Here is a 16,554-nt window from a genome sequence, read left to right as displayed (position 1 = left end):
ATATTAGAATTTAAGTCCAGCCGCTCTCGCGCCTTCTGCTAATGATTTAATACGACCGTGATATAAATAACCTCCTCTATCGAATGTTACTACATCTATACCAGCTTTCAAAGCTTTCTCTGCTACTAGTTTCCCTACGGCAGTTGCTACTTCAATATTCGTACCTTTTTCTATTTCTTTTTCTCTCGAAGAAGCAGCCAATAAAGTAACACCGTTTACATCATCAATAAGTTGAGCGTAAATTTCTTTGTTACTTCTAAAAACAGATAGTCTTGGATTTGTAGCAGTACCACTAATCGATTTTCTAATTCTGAATCTAATTCGTTGTCTTCTTTCAGGTTTTGTTAATGACATAATCTTATTTTTTAAGCTGATTTACCTGCTTTTCTTCTTAATACTTCACCTACAAATTTAACCCCTTTACCTTTGTACGGTTCTGGTTTACGGAAACCTCTAATTTTGGCAGCAACTTGACCTAACAGTTGTTTATCAAATGAAGTTAACTTAACAATTGGGTTTTTTCCTTTTTCAGAAATTGTTTCTAAAGTTACTTCTGGAGCAATTTCTAAAACAATATTATGAGAAAAACCTAAAGCTAAATCTAATTTTTGTCCTTGGTTTGAAGCTCTGTAACCTACTCCAACCAATTCTAATGATTTTGTAAAACCTTCGTTAACACCAATAATCATATTATTGATTAATGAACGGTATAAACCGTGTTTTGCGCGTTGGTCTTTGTGATCAGAAGATCTTTCTACTTGAACCTGATCTCCTTCAACTGTAACAGTTACGTCCGAAAACTCCTGTGTAAGTTGACCATTTTTTCCTTTTACTGTAATAATACCATCAGCAACTGAAACAGTTACTCCAGCAGGTATTGTTACTGGGCTTTTACCTATTCTTGACATCTTATTTTAGTCTTTAAAATTAGTATACGTAACAAATTACTTCGCCACCAACGTTTAATTGTCTTGCTTTCTTACCAGTCATTAAACCTTTAGAAGTAGAAACAATAGCAATTCCTAATCCATTAAGGATTCTTGGAATTGTTGTAGAGCTAGAATATTTACGTAAACCTGGTTTACTAATTCTTTGGATATCTTTTATTACAGACTCTTTAGTATCTTTATCATACTTCAAAGCAATTTTGATTGAACCCTGAACAGAGTTGTCTTCAAATTTGTAACTTAAGATATAACCTTGATCAAATAAGATCTTTGTTATTTCTTTTTTTAGATTAGATGCTGGAATTTCGACAACTTTGTGGTTTGCAGCCACAGCGTTTCTAACTCTCGTCAAATAATCTGCAATTGGATCTGTATACATATGTATTGATTTGCGGTAACGGTTTTCAATTAAATGTAATTGAACCTGAAACCAGTTTATAAATGTGAAAAACAGACGTGATTACTCACGTCTGAATATTTTTCTACCAAGATGCTTTTTTAACACCTGGTATCAATCCATTGTTGGCCATTTCACGGAATGTAACACGTGAAATACCGAATTGACGCATATAACCTCTTGGTCTACCTGTTAATTTACAACGATTGTGCAAACGAACTGGTGAAGCATTTTTCGGTAATTTTTGCAAACCTACGAAATCTCCAGCTTCTAACAAAGCTTTTCTTTTCTCAGCATACTTTACTACCGTTTTTTCTCTCTTAACCTCACGGGCTTTCATTGATTCTTTAGCCATATCTTAATTCTTTTTAAAAGGTAAACCTAGTTCAGCCAATAATGATTTTGCTTCTTTATCAGTTTTTGCAGTAGTTACAAAAGAGATATCCATACCTGATATTTTGTTTACTTTGTCTATATCAATTTCTGGGAAAATGATTTGCTCCAAAACACCAAGGTTATAATTTCCTCTTCCATCGAAACCTGTAGCTTTGATACCACTGAAATCTCTAACACGCGGCAAAGCAGAAGTAATAAGTCTATCTAAAAACTCATACATTCTCTCACCTCGTAAAGTAACTTTTGCTCCAATAGGCATCCCTTTTCTCAATTTAAAAGACGCAACGTCTTTCTTTGAAATAGTAGATATTGCTTTCTGTCCAGTGATCTTTGTCAACTCATCAACTGCATAGTCAATTAGTTTTTTATCAGATACAGCTGCACCAACTCCTTTACTTAAAACGATTTTTTCCAATTTTGGAACTTGCATTACGTTTACGTATCCGAATTCCTCTTTAAGAGCAGCAATTACTCTGCTCTTATATTCTTCTTTTAGTCTAGGTATATACGCCATTACTATAGTACTTGATTAGATTTTTTTGAAAATCTTACTTTCTTATCTCCTTCAACTCTAATACCTACTCTTGTTGTTTCCTTTGTTTTAGGATCAATAAGAGAAATGTTAGAAATTTGTATAGAAGCTTCTTTTTTAACAATACCACCTTGAGGGCTTTTGGCACTCGGTTTCGTATGTTTTGAAACCATGTTTACACCTTCAACAACAGCTTTGTTTTTCTCACGGTAAACACGTAATACTTTACCTTCTTCCCCTTTATGGTCTCCAGCAATTACTCTTACTATGTCTCCTGATTTTATTTTTAGCTTTATCATCTTAAAACGAATTAAAGCACTTCTGGTGCTAATGATACAATTTTCATGAATTGTTTTTCACGAAGTTCTCTTGCTACTGGACCAAAAACACGAGTACCTCTCATTTCACCAGCAGCATTTAATAACACACAAGCGTTGTCATCAAATCTAATGTATGAACCGTCGGCTCTTCTCACTTCTTTTTTGGTACGTACTACAACTGCAGTTGAAACGGCACCTTTTTTAACGTTTCCGTTAGGTGTTGCGTCTTTTATAGATACTACAATCTTGTCTCCAACAGAGGCATACCTTCTTTTGGTACCTCCTAAAACACGGATAGTTAAAACTTCTTTAGCTCCTGTGTTATCTGCTACTTTTAGTCTTGATTCTTGTTGTACCATAATTATTTAGCTCTTTCTAGGATTTCAACTAATCTCCAACATTTTGATTTACTCAAAGGACGCGTTTCGCTAATTCTCACAGTATCTCCTATGTTACAGTCGTTTGTTTCGTCATGTGCCACAAATTTCTTTGTTTTCAACACGAACTTACCGTATAATGGGTGTTTTACTTTGGTTACTTGAGCAACAACAATAGATTTATCCATTTTGTTTGAAGTAACAACACCAATTCTTTCTTTTCTTAAATTTCTTTTTTCTTCCATCTTTCAGCAGAATTATTGTAATTCTCTTTTAGTAAGTTCTGTAGCTAATCTAGCAACCGATCTTCGAACGCTTCTTATTTGAAGTGGGTTCTCGATAGGCGAAATAGCGTGAGCCATTTTTAAATCGGAATAAACCTTTTTAGTTTGACTAAGTTTTTCTTGCAACTCCGCTGCAGAAAGATCTTTTATTTCTGATTGTTTCATAATATAATATAGATTATGCTTCGAAATCTCTAGCAACAACGAATTTAGTTTTTACTGGTAGTTTTTGAGCTGCAAGACGCAATGCCTCTTTTGCAACTGACAAAGGAACTCCACCAACTTCAAACATAATTCTTCCGGGTTTAACAACAGCTGCCCAATATTCAACGGCACCTTTACCTTTACCCATACGTACCTCAAGAGGTTTCTTTGTGATAGGTTTGTCTGGAAATATTTTAATCCATAATTGTCCTTCTCTTTTCATAAAACGAGTTGCAGCGATACGAGCAGCTTCGATTTGACGAGAGGTTAAGAACATTCCATCTTCATGTACAGATTTAATACCAAACATTCCATTAGAAAGTTCATGTCCTCTTTGAGAATTTCCTTTCATTTTACCTTTCTGTACCTTACGGTATTTTGTTCTTTTAGGCTGTAACATTTTTCTTTAGTTTAAAAATTTACTTTCGTTTACGAGCGTCTGGTTTTCCACCTTTATTGAAAGGTTTTCTGTCACCTCTAGGCGCATCACCTTTACCACCACCAGTACCAGACTGTTTTTTGTCCATTCCAGCAAGCGGCGAAAGATCTCTCTTTCCATAAACTTCACCTTTCATGATCCACACTTTAATACCCATTCTACCATAAGTAGTATGAGCTTCTGCAAGCGCATAATCAATATCGGCTCTGAAAGTTGATAGAGGAATTCTACCTTCTTTGAAACCTTCTGAACGAGCCATCTCTGCACCATTCAAACGACCAGAAATCAAAACTTTGATACCTTCTGCGTTCATACGCATAGAAGCAGCAATAGCCATTTTGATTGCACGTCTGTAAGAAATTCTGCTTTCGATTTGACGACAGATGCTTGTAGCAACTAGATACGCGTCAAGTTCAGGTCTTTTAATTTCAAAGATGTTGATTTGAACCTCTTTGTCCGTAATTTTCTTAAGTTCTTCTTTCAACTTGTCTACCTCTTGCCCACCTTTTCCGATAATGATACCAGGTCTAGCAGTAGTGATAGTAACGGTTACAAGTTTCAAAGTTCTCTCGATGATTACTTTTGATACACTAGCTTTTGATAAACGAGCATGGATATACTTTCTGATTTTATGATCCTCGGCTAATTTATCGCCATAATCATTTCCACCATACCAGTTTGAGTCCCATCCTCTGATGATACCAAGTCTATTTCCAATTGGATTTGTCTTTTGTCCCATGCTGCTTAAGAATTGCTTTGTGTGTTATTGATAGCTCCCAACACGATTGTTACGTGATTTGAACGTTTTCTTATTCTGTGTGCTCTTCCTTGTGGAGCTGGACGAAGTCTTTTCAACATCATGCCACCATCTACACGGATTTCCTTAACAAATAAACCAGCTTCTTCCATATTAGCTTCAGGGTTTTTTGCTTGCCAGTTGGCAATAACGGATAAAACCAATTTTTCTAATTTTCTTGAAGCTTCTTTAGAACTGAATCTTAAGATGTTAAGTGCTCTTTCTACCTTCTGACCTCTTACTAGATCTGCTACTAAGCGCATTTTTCTAGGTGAAGTAGGGCAGTTATTTAACTTTGCGAAGGCCAAAGACTTATTAGCCTCTTTTCTTGCGTCTGCTGTTTCTCTTTTACGAACTCCCATTGCTTCTTATTTTTTACCTTTATTTTTTGCTCCAGCATGACCTCTAAAAGATCTAGTTGGTGAAAATTCTCCTAATTTGTGACCTACCATGTTTTCTGTTACGTAAACTGGTACAAATTGACGACCGTTATGAACTGCGATAGTTTGTCCAACAAAGTCTGGAGTAATCATAGAAGCTCTAGACCAAGTCTTAACCACTCCTTTATTCCCACCTGCAATGTTTTCTTCAACTTTCTTTTCTAACTTATAATGAACGAAAGGTCCTTTTTTTAATGAACGTGCCATATCTTATTATTTCTTTCTACGTTCTACAATGTACTTGTTACTCGGGTTTTTCTTAGAACGTGTTCTATAACCTTTAGCAGGTATACCGTTTCTAGAGCGTGGATGTCCACCAGAAGAACGTCCTTCACCACCACCCATTGGGTGATCGACAGGGTTCATTGCAACAGGTCTTGTTCTAGGTCTTCTTCCTAACCATCTTGTTCTACCAGCTTTTCCTGATACAACTAATTGGTGATCTGAATTAGAAACCGCTCCAATTGTAGCCGAACAAGTCAACAAGATTAATCTTGTTTCTCCAGAAGGCATTTTGATTGTTGCATATTTTCCATCTCTTGCCATTAATTGAGCAAATGTTCCAGCAGAACGAGCAATTACAGCTCCTTGACCTGGTCTCAATTCGATACAAGAAATAACAGTTCCAAGCGGAACTCTACTTAAAGGTAATGTATTACCAATTTCTGGTTGAGATTCTGGACCAGAAACTAACTTCTGTCCAACTTTCAATCCGTTTTGAGCAATAACATAAGTTTTCTCACCATCAGCATAAGCTAATAGAGCGATAAACGCAGTACGATTTGGATCGTATTCGATAGATTTCACTGTAGCTGGAATTCCTTCTTTAGTACGTTTAAAATCAATAATACGATATCTCTGCTTGTGACCACCACCCGTATAACGCATGGTCATCTTTCCTTGACTATTTCTACCTCCAGAGTTTTTTATCGGCGCTATCAAAGAGCGTTCCGGCTTATCAGTTGTAATGGCGTCATAACCATTCACAACTCTAAATCGCTGACCTGGGGTAATAGGTTTTAATTTTCTTACTGACATTTTATCTTAGATATTGTTGTAAAAATCAATTGTTTCTCCTGCTTGTACTTGTACAATTGCCTTTTTAACAGCATTTGTCTTTCCACTGATTAAACCACTTTTAGTGTATTTAGTAGTTCTGTCTGGTCTTACATTCATCGTATTAACACTTAAAACAGTTACACCATAAGCAGCTTCAACAGCTTTCTTAATTTGCACTTTATTTGCTTTTTTGTTAACTTCGAATCCAAAACGGTTCAAAACTTCACTTTCTTTGGTTACTTTTTCCGTTACTATAGGTTTAATTATGATGCTCATATCCTATTATTTACTTAAATTTTCTTCAATTACTTCCAAAGAACTCTCTAAAAGCACTAAATTATTAGCATTCAAAATAGCATAAGTACTTAATTCTAAACTACTTACTACGCTTGAAGACTTCAAATTACGTGAGGACAAATATACATTTTTATTTGTATCACCCAACACGAATAGTGATTTTTTATTTTCTAACTCTAAAGCTTTCAAAACATTAATGAAATTTTTAGTGTTTGGCGTTTCAAAACTGAAGTCTTCAAGAACGATAATATTCGATTCTTTTGCTTTAATTGAGAAAGCAGATTTTCTTGCCAATCTTTTCAAGCTTTTATTCAATTTGAATGAATAACTTCTTGGTCTTGGTCCAAAAACTGTTCCACCACCTTTAAACAACGGATTCTTTGCACTACCCGCACGAGCAGTACCAGTTCCTTTTTGTTTTTTAATCTTACGTGTACTTCCCGCAACTTCAGCTCTTTCTTTGGCTTTGTGCGTTCCTTGACGTTGATTAGCAAGATATTGCTTAACATCAAGATATACTGCGTGATTATTTGGTTCTATACCGAATACTGAATCAGAAAGTTGCACTTTTCTTCCAGTATCTTTTCCGTTGAAATCTAATACTTTTGCTTCCATTACTTCTGAATGATTACATAAGAGTTGTTACATCCAGGAATACATCCTTTTATAACAAGTAGGTTCTTTTCAGCCACTACTTTTAAAACTCTAAGGTTTTGAACTTTTACATTGTCTCCTCCCATTCTTCCAGCCATACGCATTCCTTTGAATACTCTAGATGGATAAGAAGAAGCTCCTACAGAACCTGGCGCTCTTAAACGGTTGTGTTGACCGTGAGTTGCTTGTCCTACACCACCAAAACCGTGGCGTTTAACAACTCCTTGAAAACCTTTACCTTTAGATACACCTTGTACATCTACAAACTCTCCTTCTTCAAAAACAGAAACGTCAATAACGTCTCCTAATTTTTGTTCTGTTGCAAAATCTTGAAATTCAACGACTTTTTTCTTAGCTACAGTTCCTGCTTTCGCAAAGTGACCAACGGCCGCTTTTGTGGAATGTTTCTCGTTTTTGTCATCGAAACCAAGTTGCAACGCTTCGTACCCGTCAACACCTTTGGTTCTGACTTGGGTAACTACACATGGGCCAGCTTCAATAACAGTACAGGGAATGTTTTTCCCGTTCTCGTCAAAGATGCTTGTCATGCCAATTTTTCTTCCGATTAACCCAGACATAAATAGTAATTATTAATTATTAAATATAAATATAGAACGCAGCTTTTAAGCGAACCTTATTTTTTTTAGTGGTGCAAAAGTAAACATTATTCACACACAAACCAAAAAAAATATTTTCACTTAAAAACAGCGTCCTTTTTTACTCTTGAACTACTTAAACTTTGATTTCTACTTCAACTCCACTTGGCAATTCAAGTTTCATTAATGCGTCAATAGTTTTTGATGAAGAGGAATAAATGTCAATCAATCTCTTGTACGACATTACTTCAAATTGCTCTCTTGCTTTTTTGTTTACGTGTGGAGAACGTAATACTGTAAAAAGTTTTTTGTGAGTTGGTAATGGAATTGGCCCTGTTACTACTGCACCGGTACTTTTTACCGTTTTTACAATCTTTTCAGCAGACTTGTCTACCAACATGTGATCGTAAGATTTTAGTTTTATTCTGATTTTTTGACTCATTTTCTTAAAGATTATGCGTTTCCTTTTGCTTTTTTGATAACTGCTTCCGAAATATTAGAAGGCGTTTCTGCGTAGTGCGAAAATTCCATTGTAGATGTTGCTCTACCAGATGACAATGTTCTTAATGTGGTTACATATCCAAACATTTCTGATAACGGCACATCCGCTTTGATAGTCTTTGCACCGGCTCTATCTCCCATGTCATTCACTTGACCTCTACGACGGTTGATGTCACCTACGATATCCCCCATGTTTTCTTCAGGTGTAATCACTTCCATTTTCATGATTGGCTCTAAAATAACAGCACCAGCTGCTTTAGCTACCTCTCTGTACCCCATTCTAGCTGCCAATTCAAAAGAAAGAGCATCAGAATCCACAGGATGGAAAGATCCGTCTAATAAAGTTACTTTCAAACTATCTACTTGGTATCCTGCTAAAGGACCAGTTTTCATAGCTTCACGGAAACCTTTTTCTACAGATGGAATATATTCTTTAGGAACGTTACCTCCTTTTACCGCATTGATAAACTGCAAACCTACAGGAGTTTTACCGTCAACTTCATCAGCAGGCTCTAATTTAAATACGATATCACCGAATTTACCACGACCACCTGATTGTTTCTTGTATGTTTCTCTGTGTTGAGCTAGTTTAGTAAAAGCTTCTTTGTATTCTACTTGAGGCTCCCCTTGATTTACTTCAACTTTGAACTCACGTTTCATTCTATCTACCAAGATATCCAAGTGAAGCTCACCCATACCAGATATAATAGTTTGACCAGAAGCCTCATCAGTTCTAACTGTAAATGTTGGATCTTCTTCGGCTAATTTAGCCAAAGCCATACCCATTTTATCAACGTCAGCTTTAGTTTTTGGTTCAATAGCGATACCAATTACTGGCGCTGGGAATTTCATTGACTCCAAAATAATTGGGTGTTTTTCATCACACAATGTATCTCCAGTTTTAATATCTTTAAATCCAACTGCTGCTCCAATATCACCTGCCTCGATATATTCGATTGGGTTTTGTTTGTTTGCGTGCATTTGGTAGATACGAGAAATTCTTTCTTTGTTTCCTGAACGTGTGTTCAAAACATAAGAACCCGCTTCTAAACGACCTGAATAAGCACGGAAAAACGCTAAACGACCTACGAATGGATCAGTAGCAATTTTAAATGCTAAAGCAGCAAATGGCTCCTTAACATCTGGCTTACGCAAGATTTTTGTTTGATCTTCTTCTAAAAGTTCAGCATCATCAGGATGAATCCCTTCGATACCATCTTTATCCATTGGAGATGGCAAATATTTACATACCGCATCTAGCATGAATTGAACTCCTTTATTTTTAAAAGAAGAACCAGCAATCATAGGAATAATAGCCATGTCCATAACAGCAGCTCTCAACGCAATGTTGATTTCTTCTTCTGTAATAGACTCTTCGTCTTCCATGAATTTTTCTAACAAATTTTCATCATAATCAGCTACTGCTTCAATAAGAATTGATCTGTATTCTTTCACTTCTTCCAACATGTCTTCTGGAATAGGCACAATATCATAAGTAGCCCCCAAACCTTCTTCATGCCAAACAATTGCCTGATTTTTAACTAAATCCACAACACCCCTGAAATCATTTTCTTCACCAATTGGCAAAGTGATTGCAACAGCATTTGATTTCAACATATCTCTTACTTGCTGACATACCATCAAGAAGTTAGATCCTTGTCTATCCATTTTATTAACAAATCCAATACGAGGTACTCTGTATTGATCAGCTAGTCTCCAGTTTGTTTCTGATTGAGGCTCTACACCATCAACAGCACTAAACAAGAAAACTAAACCATCCAACACACGCAAAGAACGGTTTACTTCAACTGTAAAGTCAACGTGTCCTGGAGTATCAATAATATTAAAGTGATAAGGCAATGTTTCAGGTAAAATTTTACCTTGAGTAGTTGGAAAATTCCATTCACAAGTTGTAGCAGCAGATGTAATTGTAATACCTCTTTCTTGCTCTTGCGCCATCCAGTCCATTGTTGCAGCACCATCATGTACTTCACCAATTTTGTGTGATTTTCCCGTATAGAATAATATACGCTCTGTTGTTGTTGTTTTACCAGCATCAATGTGAGCAGCAATTCCTATGTTTCTTGTGTATTTTAAGTCTCTAGCCATTTCTTAAGAATTAAAATCTAAAGTGAGAGAATGCTTTGTTAGCCTCTGCCATCTTGTGAGTATCCATTCTTTTCTTAACAGCTGCCCCTTCTTCTTTAGCCGCAGCTAAACATTCTGAAGCTAATCTTTGAGCCATTGATTTTTCGTTTCTTCTTCTTGAATAAAGAATTAACCATTTCATAGCCATTGATATTTTTCTGTCTGGTCTAATTTGCATTGGAATTTGAAATGTTGCTCCACCTACTCTACGGCTACGTACTTCTACGTGAGGCATAACGTTAGTTAAAGCATCTTTCCAGATGTCCAATGAAGGTTTTTCTGCATCTTGCTTTTTTGATTCTATAATATCAATTGCATCATAAAATACTTTGAAAGCTGTTGATTTCTTACCATCCCACATTAAGTTGTTCACAAAACGCGTTACCAATTGGTCATTAAACCTTGGATCTGGTAAAAGTGGTCTTTTCTTTGCCGCTCTTTTTCTCATGTCTTTTTGTTTTAGAAAGTTAAGAATTGTGCGCTATTTATCATCGTGTAAACACTTAATAAACAACCCCAAAACTAACGTTTCAGATTACTTTTTCTTTCCTGTTGTAGCTGGCGCTGCACCTGGTTTTGGTCTTTTTGCTCCGTATTTAGATCTTCTTTGCGTTCTTCCTGCTACTCCTGACGTATCAAGCGCACCACGAACGATGTGATATCTTACTCCTGGCAAATCTTTTACCCTTCCACCCCTAACTAATACTATCGAGTGCTCTTGTAAATTGTGTCCTTCACCAGGGATGTAGGCATTTACTTCATTACCATTTGTCAAACGTACACGCGCTACTTTACGCATTGCAGAGTTTGGTTTTTTTGGTGTTGTAGTGTAAACACGCGTACAAACCCCTCTTCTTTGAGGACAAGAATCTAAAGCAACCGATTTACTCTTCTTAGTTATTTGAGTTCTTCCTGTTCTTACTAATTGTTGAATTGTTGGCATAATTAATACTAAAAATTTCTTATTATATTAAATTCCCGCTTTTTACGGGGTTGCAAATGTATAAAATATTTTTCAATCTACAAATGTTAATCCATTAATTTTCAACAACATTATTTTAGATTATGATTCTAATAACAAACAATAGATATTTGCGTTACTTTTATCAAAACGGCAATTCCATTGAAATCATTTGCAATACTTATCACCCTTTTTATTTTGAGCCTACCTTGCAATGCTCAAAACTTTAAATTAAAAATAACTGGAATCACTTCGACCGAAAATCAAATAATAGATTCTACAAAATATATTTCGTCACTTAAAAACATAAAATCAGTAACCGACGAAATAACAAAAACAACGCAACAACTCACCAAACAAGGCTACCTTAATAACAAGGTTATTCAAAACACGAGAGAAAATGATAGCCTATTTACTGTCATTATAGCACTTGGACAACAATTACAATCAAGTCATATATATATAGGTATAAATTCCGAAGCAAACAAACTCCTAAAACTTGTTCAAAAATCAGACACTTTGATCTTAAAATATTCAGATACAGAAACATTTTTGAATCAAACTTTAAAGGAAACTGAACAAAAAGGATTTGCTTTTGCAAAATTAAAGCTACTCAACATTCAATTAAAAAAAGAGACACTCTATGCCGATTTAGATTTTAACTCAAACGAAAAAAGAGCCTTAAACACAATTGTCATAAAAACAGAAAAAGATAAAAAAAACAACTTCCCAATTGGCTATACCAAACAAATTAACAGGAAATACAAAAACACCCTCTTTAACCAAGAAACGGTACGCCATATTCATGAGGATTTTGATAAATTCAAATTTGTATATCAAATAAAATATCCCGAGATTTTATTTACCAAAGATTCGACCAAAGTTTATGTTTACCTAGAGAAAAGAAAGGCGAATACTTTTGATGGATATATTGGTTTTTCGAATAAAGAAAACAAAAAAATAAAGCTGAATGGTTATGTAGACATCAATTTAGAAAATATACTGGGAGCCGGCGAAAATTTATCAGTTTACTGGAAAAGCGATGGTAATAATCAGAAAACCTTTAAAACAAGTATCGAAATTCCTTATATCTTCAAAAGCCCATTAGGCATAAAAGCAGAAATTAATATTTTTAAACAAGACAGTACGTATCAAAACACTAAAACAGCACTTAATTTAGGTTACTTTTTAGATTATACAAGTCGAATTTATTTGGGATATCAAAGCAATGAATCTAGCGATATTCAAAATACAAATAGCACCTTTTTGAGCGATTACAAAAACAGTTACACCACTTTAGGAATAAATTGGATAAAACAGGATAACACAAATTTAACATTTCCAGAAAAATCATTTTTTAACATCAATTTAGGATTTGGAAAGCGAAATACTACAAACACCAATCAAAATGTAAAACAATTTTACTTGGCAGTAAACGCCATGCATACTTTTTATTTAAATCAAAAAAACAGCATTAATTTAAAAACACAAAACTATTATCTACAAAGTCAAAGCTATCTAACTAATGAATTATTTCGATTTGGCGGCATCAACTCCATAAGAGGTTTTGCCGAAAACAGCCTTCAAGCAAACCTAGTAACTTCAATGCTTACAGAGTATCGCTATCAAGTCTCCTCCAATTTATACCTGCACTCCATAGCAGATTATTGCCTTTACAAAGACGAAACCAACACACAAAACAAAGAAAATTTCGAAAAAATATTAGGTCTAGGAATAGGTTTTGGAATACAAACCAATAATGGATTGCTAAAAATAGCACTAGTCAACGGAAGCACAAAAAATCAAGAAATAAAATTTTCTAACACTAACATTACTATATGTTATAATGTTAAATTTTAGATGCGTGCATAAAAAAACAATTCAAACGTTAGGAAAGTTAACAAATTATTAAGATTTTTGTCAAACTAATTCAAAATATTTAAAAATGAAACTAAAGTTCAATGGATTCTTAGTGCTACTAGTAGTACTTATGGCGCAACTAACTTTTGCGCAAGAAAGAGCTGTTTCAGGGACTGTTTCTGATAATGCAGGAATGCCAATACCAGGCGTAAGTGTATTAGTGAAAGGAACTAAATCTGGAACACAAACTGATTTTGATGGAAAGTATTCTATCAAAGCTACACCTACTCAAGTATTGATTTTTAGCTATGTTGGGATGAAAACCCAAGAAGTTACAGCTAAATCAGCTTCGGTAAATGTAAAAATGGCAAGTACTGCTACAGAACTTGAAGGAGTTGTGGTAACCACGGCGTTAGGTATCAAAAGAGAAAAAAAATCTCTTGGATACGCTACACAAGAGGTTAAAGGTTCTGATTTAACTTCTGGTGCAGGAAGCGGGAATTTTATTAATGAACTTTCTGGTAAAGTTGCTGGGGTTTCTATTAAAAGAAACAACAACTTTGGAGGTTCTTCTAGTATTGTTTCACGTGGTATAAAAAGTTTGAAAGGAAACAATGAAATGTTAATTGTTATTGACGGAATGCCAATAAACAACTCGAACATCAACTCGAATACAGGAAATCAAGGTGCTGGAGTAGGTGGAACTTACGATTACGGTAATGCAGCAATGGACGTTAATCCTGATGACATTGAAACTATAAACGTATTGAAAGGTGCAGCAGCATCTGCATTATACGGGTATTTAGGAGGAAATGGAGTTGTAATGATAACAACCAAAAAAGGGAAAGCAAAAAAAGGTTTGGGCGTTACAGTGTCTAGTGAAGTAGTTACTGGAAGTGTAGACAAATCAACTTTTGTAAAATACCAAGATAAATATGGAGCGGGATATGGTCCTTATTATGAGGATCCATCGGGTTTGTTTTTATACAGAGATATTGATGGTGATGGTCAAGAAGATTTGGTTGTTCCTACATCAGAAGATGCTTCTTTTGGTGCCGCTTTTGACCCAACTTTAATGGTTTACAATTGGAATGCTTTTACGCCATATTCAGACAATTATGGCAAAGCTACACCATGGCAGGCGGCAAAAAACGGACCAATTACATTTTTCCAATCACCTCTTTCTTTAAATAATTCTGTTTCATTGGAAGATGGTAATGACAAAACTAACTTTGTTTTAAACTTTAACAATTCAAAACAAACAGGTATTTTACCAAACAGTGAATTGAAAAAAAATAGCTTAAGTGTAAAAGTAAATCACCAATTTACTGACAAATTATCCGTAAGTGTTTTTGCAAATTATTTAGCTCAAAGTACAGTTGGTAGAAACTCAACAGGATATAATGAAAACATCATGTCTAATTTCCGTCAATGGTGGCAAACGAATGTTGATGTACAAGAACTAAAACAAGTATACGAAAGATCAGGAGGACAAAACATCAACTGGAATTATTCAGATCCATCAAATTTATCTCAAATATACTGGGATAACCCCTATTTTATCAGATACAAAAACTATCAATCAGACGAAAGAAATCGTTTTACTGGTTACAGTAAATTAGATTACAAAGTGAATGATTGGTTAACAGCTACTGGAAAAATATCTACCGATACTTACTCTGAACTAAGAGAAGAAAGAAGAGCAGTAGGTTCCATTGCAGGACAGTTTGGAATCAATAGGTTAGACGAAACATCAGGATACCAAAAATATAACCGTACTTTTTCTGAACAAAACTATGATTTCATTTTAACTTTCAAGAAAAACTTTTCAGAGGATTTTAGTTTTAATGGTATTGCTGGGGGAACAGTTGTAAGAACAAGAATAACATCAACCTTAAACTCAACTCAAGGTGGTCTTATCGTTCCTGGCGTATACAGTTTATCAAATTCAGTTGCAAGTGTGCCATTTCCATCAGAAAGAGAAGATAATTCTGGAATAAACAGTTATTACGCTTCAACATCATTTGGGTTTAGAGATTTTTTATTCCTTGATGCCACAGCAAGAAGAGATGCTTTTTCTCAACTACCAACTGGAAAAAATGCAATAGAATCTTATTCTGTATCTGGAAGCTACGTATTTACTAAAACTATTGATGTACCATGGTTGTCATTTGGTAAAGTTAGAGCAGGATATTCAGAAAGCCCATTAGGAACTCCAAATCAATCTTTAATTGACACTTACACTAAAATTGATCCCTTTGGAACTAACCAACAATATTCGGTTGCAAGTACAAAAAACAATCCAAATTTGAAAGCTGTTAAAACCAATACACAAGAAATTGGTTTAGAAATGCAATTTTTGAATAGAAGAATTGGATTTGATGTAAGTGCTTATAAAAACGTAAATGATGGTGAAGCTTTTGAAGTTCCATTTTCAACAGCTACAGGTAATAGTTCAAAATTTATTAATGCAGCTACAGTAGAAAACAAAGGAATTGAAGTTCAATTCAATGCAACACCTATCAAAACAGAGAATTTCCAATGGGAAGTTTTTGTAAACTGGTCGAAAAACGACAACAAAGTAACCAAGTTAGCTGAAGGTATCGAAAATCTACAATTAAACAGTTTCCAAGGTGGAGTTACTCTTAACGCAACGGTAGGTCAACCTTACGGAGTAATTAAAGGTACAGATTTCACATATTTAGATGGTCAAAAAGTTGTTGGTACAAATGGTAGATATATCATTAATGCATCTACAAACAATAATATAGGAAATGTTAATCCTGATTGGATAGGCGGTATTCGTAATAAATTTACTTACAAAAACTTATCGTTAGGTTTCTTAATTGACATGAAACAAGGTGGTGATATATTTTCATTAGACCAATCGTATGGCCAAGCAACAGGATTGTATACTGAAACAGCTGGCAATAATGATTTAGGCTACCCAATAAGAAATTCAATTGCCAATGGTGGTGGTATAATTCTACCAGGTGTTCAAGCTGATGGAACTACAAATACAATAAGAACAATCTCTCCTGATCAATATGGAAATATTTCTGGATATAGAAGAGCCCCAAACAAAGCTTTTGTATATGATGCATCGTTCATAAAATTGAGAGAAGTAAACATTACCTATAGCTTCCCTTCTACTATGGTTTCTAAATTAAATCTTACAGCTATGACTTTTAGTATAGTTGGTTCTAATTTATGGATCATAAAGAAAAACCTTCCTTATGCAGACCCAGAAAGTGGATTAAGTGGTAGCGCTTTATCTACTGGTTATTCAGCAGGATCATTGCCAACAACAAGAAATATTGGTGGTAACATAACATTTAAATTTTAA

General features: G+C 34.9%; 23 protein-coding genes. 2 read left to right on the top strand and 21 right to left on the bottom strand.

Going from position 1 to position 16,554, the window contains the following annotated elements; all coding sequences use genetic code 11:
- Positions 1-3: 3 nt before the first annotated feature.
- The 21 genes from rplR to rpsL all read right to left on the bottom strand — a co-directional run bounded on the left by rplR (position 4) and on the right by rpsL (position 11,330).
- Entirely contained in the window at positions 4-354 is a 351-nt protein-coding gene (gene rplR, locus FNW21_RS07740) for a 50S ribosomal protein L18 (RefSeq protein WP_144256164.1), read from the bottom strand.
- A gap of 11 nt (positions 355-365) precedes the next feature.
- A complete protein-coding gene (rplF, locus tag FNW21_RS07735; protein ID WP_144256163.1) occupies positions 366-908 on the bottom strand; it encodes a 50S ribosomal protein L6 in 543 nt (180 codons plus the stop codon).
- A gap of 19 nt (positions 909-927) precedes the next feature.
- Positions 928-1,326 (bottom strand): 30S ribosomal protein S8, encoded by a 399-nt coding sequence (gene rpsH, locus FNW21_RS07730; protein ID WP_144256162.1) that lies wholly within the window; start codon positions 1,324-1,326, stop codon positions 928-930.
- A 103-nt stretch (positions 1,327-1,429) separates the two neighbouring features.
- The gene (rpsN, locus tag FNW21_RS07725) at positions 1,430-1,699 is read right to left on the bottom strand and encodes a 30S ribosomal protein S14 (RefSeq protein WP_116761851.1); all 270 of its coding nucleotides are present in this window, start codon (positions 1,697-1,699) and stop codon (positions 1,430-1,432) included.
- A gap of 3 nt (positions 1,700-1,702) precedes the next feature.
- Positions 1,703-2,254 (bottom strand): 50S ribosomal protein L5, encoded by a 552-nt coding sequence (gene rplE, locus FNW21_RS07720; RefSeq protein WP_144256161.1) that lies wholly within the window; start codon positions 2,252-2,254, stop codon positions 1,703-1,705.
- A gap of 2 nt (positions 2,255-2,256) precedes the next feature.
- Positions 2,257-2,571 (bottom strand): 50S ribosomal protein L24, encoded by a 315-nt coding sequence (rplX, locus tag FNW21_RS07715; RefSeq protein ID WP_144256160.1) that lies wholly within the window; start codon positions 2,569-2,571, stop codon positions 2,257-2,259.
- Positions 2,572-2,582: 11 nt separating this feature from the next.
- Complete coding sequence (gene rplN / locus FNW21_RS07710; protein WP_007803649.1) at positions 2,583-2,951, bottom strand: 50S ribosomal protein L14; 369 nt, start codon at positions 2,949-2,951, stop codon at positions 2,583-2,585.
- Positions 2,952-2,953: 2 nt separating this feature from the next.
- Complete coding sequence (gene rpsQ, locus FNW21_RS07705) at positions 2,954-3,214, bottom strand: 30S ribosomal protein S17 (RefSeq protein WP_026706247.1); 261 nt, start codon at positions 3,212-3,214, stop codon at positions 2,954-2,956.
- Between the two features lie 12 nt (positions 3,215-3,226).
- Positions 3,227-3,418: a 50S ribosomal protein L29 gene (rpmC, locus tag FNW21_RS07700; RefSeq protein ID WP_144256159.1), complete on the bottom strand. Its 192-nt coding sequence runs from the start codon at positions 3,416-3,418 to the stop codon at positions 3,227-3,229.
- Positions 3,419-3,431: 13 nt separating this feature from the next.
- Positions 3,432-3,857: a 50S ribosomal protein L16 gene (rplP, locus tag FNW21_RS07695; protein ID WP_007803637.1), complete on the bottom strand. Its 426-nt coding sequence runs from the start codon at positions 3,855-3,857 to the stop codon at positions 3,432-3,434.
- Positions 3,858-3,876: 19 nt separating this feature from the next.
- Entirely contained in the window at positions 3,877-4,635 is a 759-nt protein-coding gene (gene rpsC, locus FNW21_RS07690; RefSeq protein WP_144256158.1) for a 30S ribosomal protein S3, read from the bottom strand.
- A 5-nt stretch (positions 4,636-4,640) separates the two neighbouring features.
- Positions 4,641-5,054, bottom strand: a complete 414-nt coding sequence (gene rplV, locus FNW21_RS07685) for a 50S ribosomal protein L22 (RefSeq protein WP_035668120.1) — start codon at positions 5,052-5,054, stop codon at positions 4,641-4,643.
- 6 nt (positions 5,055-5,060) lie between these two features.
- Positions 5,061-5,339 carry a 30S ribosomal protein S19 gene (gene rpsS / locus FNW21_RS07680; protein ID WP_024981511.1) on the bottom strand — a complete coding sequence of 93 codons (279 nt, stop codon included), beginning with the start codon at positions 5,337-5,339 and terminating at the stop codon, positions 5,061-5,063.
- Positions 5,340-5,345: 6 nt separating this feature from the next.
- Positions 5,346-6,170 (bottom strand): 50S ribosomal protein L2, encoded by an 825-nt coding sequence (rplB, locus tag FNW21_RS07675; RefSeq protein ID WP_035668122.1) that lies wholly within the window; start codon positions 6,168-6,170, stop codon positions 5,346-5,348.
- Positions 6,171-6,176: 6 nt separating this feature from the next.
- Entirely contained in the window at positions 6,177-6,467 is a 291-nt protein-coding gene (gene rplW, locus FNW21_RS07670; RefSeq protein WP_144256157.1) for a 50S ribosomal protein L23, read from the bottom strand.
- A gap of 6 nt (positions 6,468-6,473) precedes the next feature.
- Complete coding sequence (gene rplD / locus FNW21_RS07665) at positions 6,474-7,103, bottom strand: 50S ribosomal protein L4 (RefSeq protein ID WP_144256156.1); 630 nt, start codon at positions 7,101-7,103, stop codon at positions 6,474-6,476.
- The gene (rplC, locus tag FNW21_RS07660; protein ID WP_144256155.1) at positions 7,103-7,720 is read right to left on the bottom strand and encodes a 50S ribosomal protein L3; all 618 of its coding nucleotides are present in this window, start codon (positions 7,718-7,720) and stop codon (positions 7,103-7,105) included. The genes rplD and rplC overlap by 1 nt, the downstream gene beginning before the upstream one ends.
- A 154-nt stretch (positions 7,721-7,874) precedes the next feature.
- The gene (gene rpsJ, locus FNW21_RS07655; protein WP_011963470.1) at positions 7,875-8,180 is read right to left on the bottom strand and encodes a 30S ribosomal protein S10; all 306 of its coding nucleotides are present in this window, start codon (positions 8,178-8,180) and stop codon (positions 7,875-7,877) included.
- 11 nt (positions 8,181-8,191) lie between these two features.
- The gene (gene fusA, locus FNW21_RS07650) at positions 8,192-10,348 is read right to left on the bottom strand and encodes an elongation factor G (RefSeq protein WP_144256154.1); all 2,157 of its coding nucleotides are present in this window, start codon (positions 10,346-10,348) and stop codon (positions 8,192-8,194) included.
- Positions 10,349-10,358: 10 nt separating this feature from the next.
- The gene (rpsG, locus tag FNW21_RS07645; RefSeq protein WP_144256153.1) at positions 10,359-10,835 is read right to left on the bottom strand and encodes a 30S ribosomal protein S7; all 477 of its coding nucleotides are present in this window, start codon (positions 10,833-10,835) and stop codon (positions 10,359-10,361) included.
- An 87-nt stretch (positions 10,836-10,922) separates the two neighbouring features.
- Positions 10,923-11,330, bottom strand: a complete 408-nt coding sequence (gene rpsL / locus FNW21_RS07640) for a 30S ribosomal protein S12 (RefSeq protein WP_144256152.1) — start codon at positions 11,328-11,330, stop codon at positions 10,923-10,925.
- 180 nt (positions 11,331-11,510) lie between these two features.
- Between rpsL and FNW21_RS07635 the strand changes: the two genes are divergently transcribed.
- On the top strand, positions 11,511-13,208 hold the full coding sequence (locus tag FNW21_RS07635; RefSeq protein ID WP_144256151.1) for a BamA/TamA family outer membrane protein: 1,698 nt from the start codon (positions 11,511-11,513) through the stop codon (positions 13,206-13,208).
- Between the two features lie 85 nt (positions 13,209-13,293).
- Positions 13,294-16,554, top strand: a complete 3,261-nt coding sequence (locus FNW21_RS07630) for a SusC/RagA family TonB-linked outer membrane protein (protein WP_144256150.1) — start codon at positions 13,294-13,296, stop codon at positions 16,552-16,554.

Origin of the sequence: Flavobacterium restrictum (genome assembly GCF_007097245.1) — a bacterium.
In the GTDB taxonomy this organism is placed as follows: Bacteria; Bacteroidota; Bacteroidia; order Flavobacteriales; family Flavobacteriaceae; genus Flavobacterium; species Flavobacterium restrictum.
Note: the sequence above shows the minus strand (reverse complement) of the source record. Positions and strands in the feature narration are given on the sequence as shown.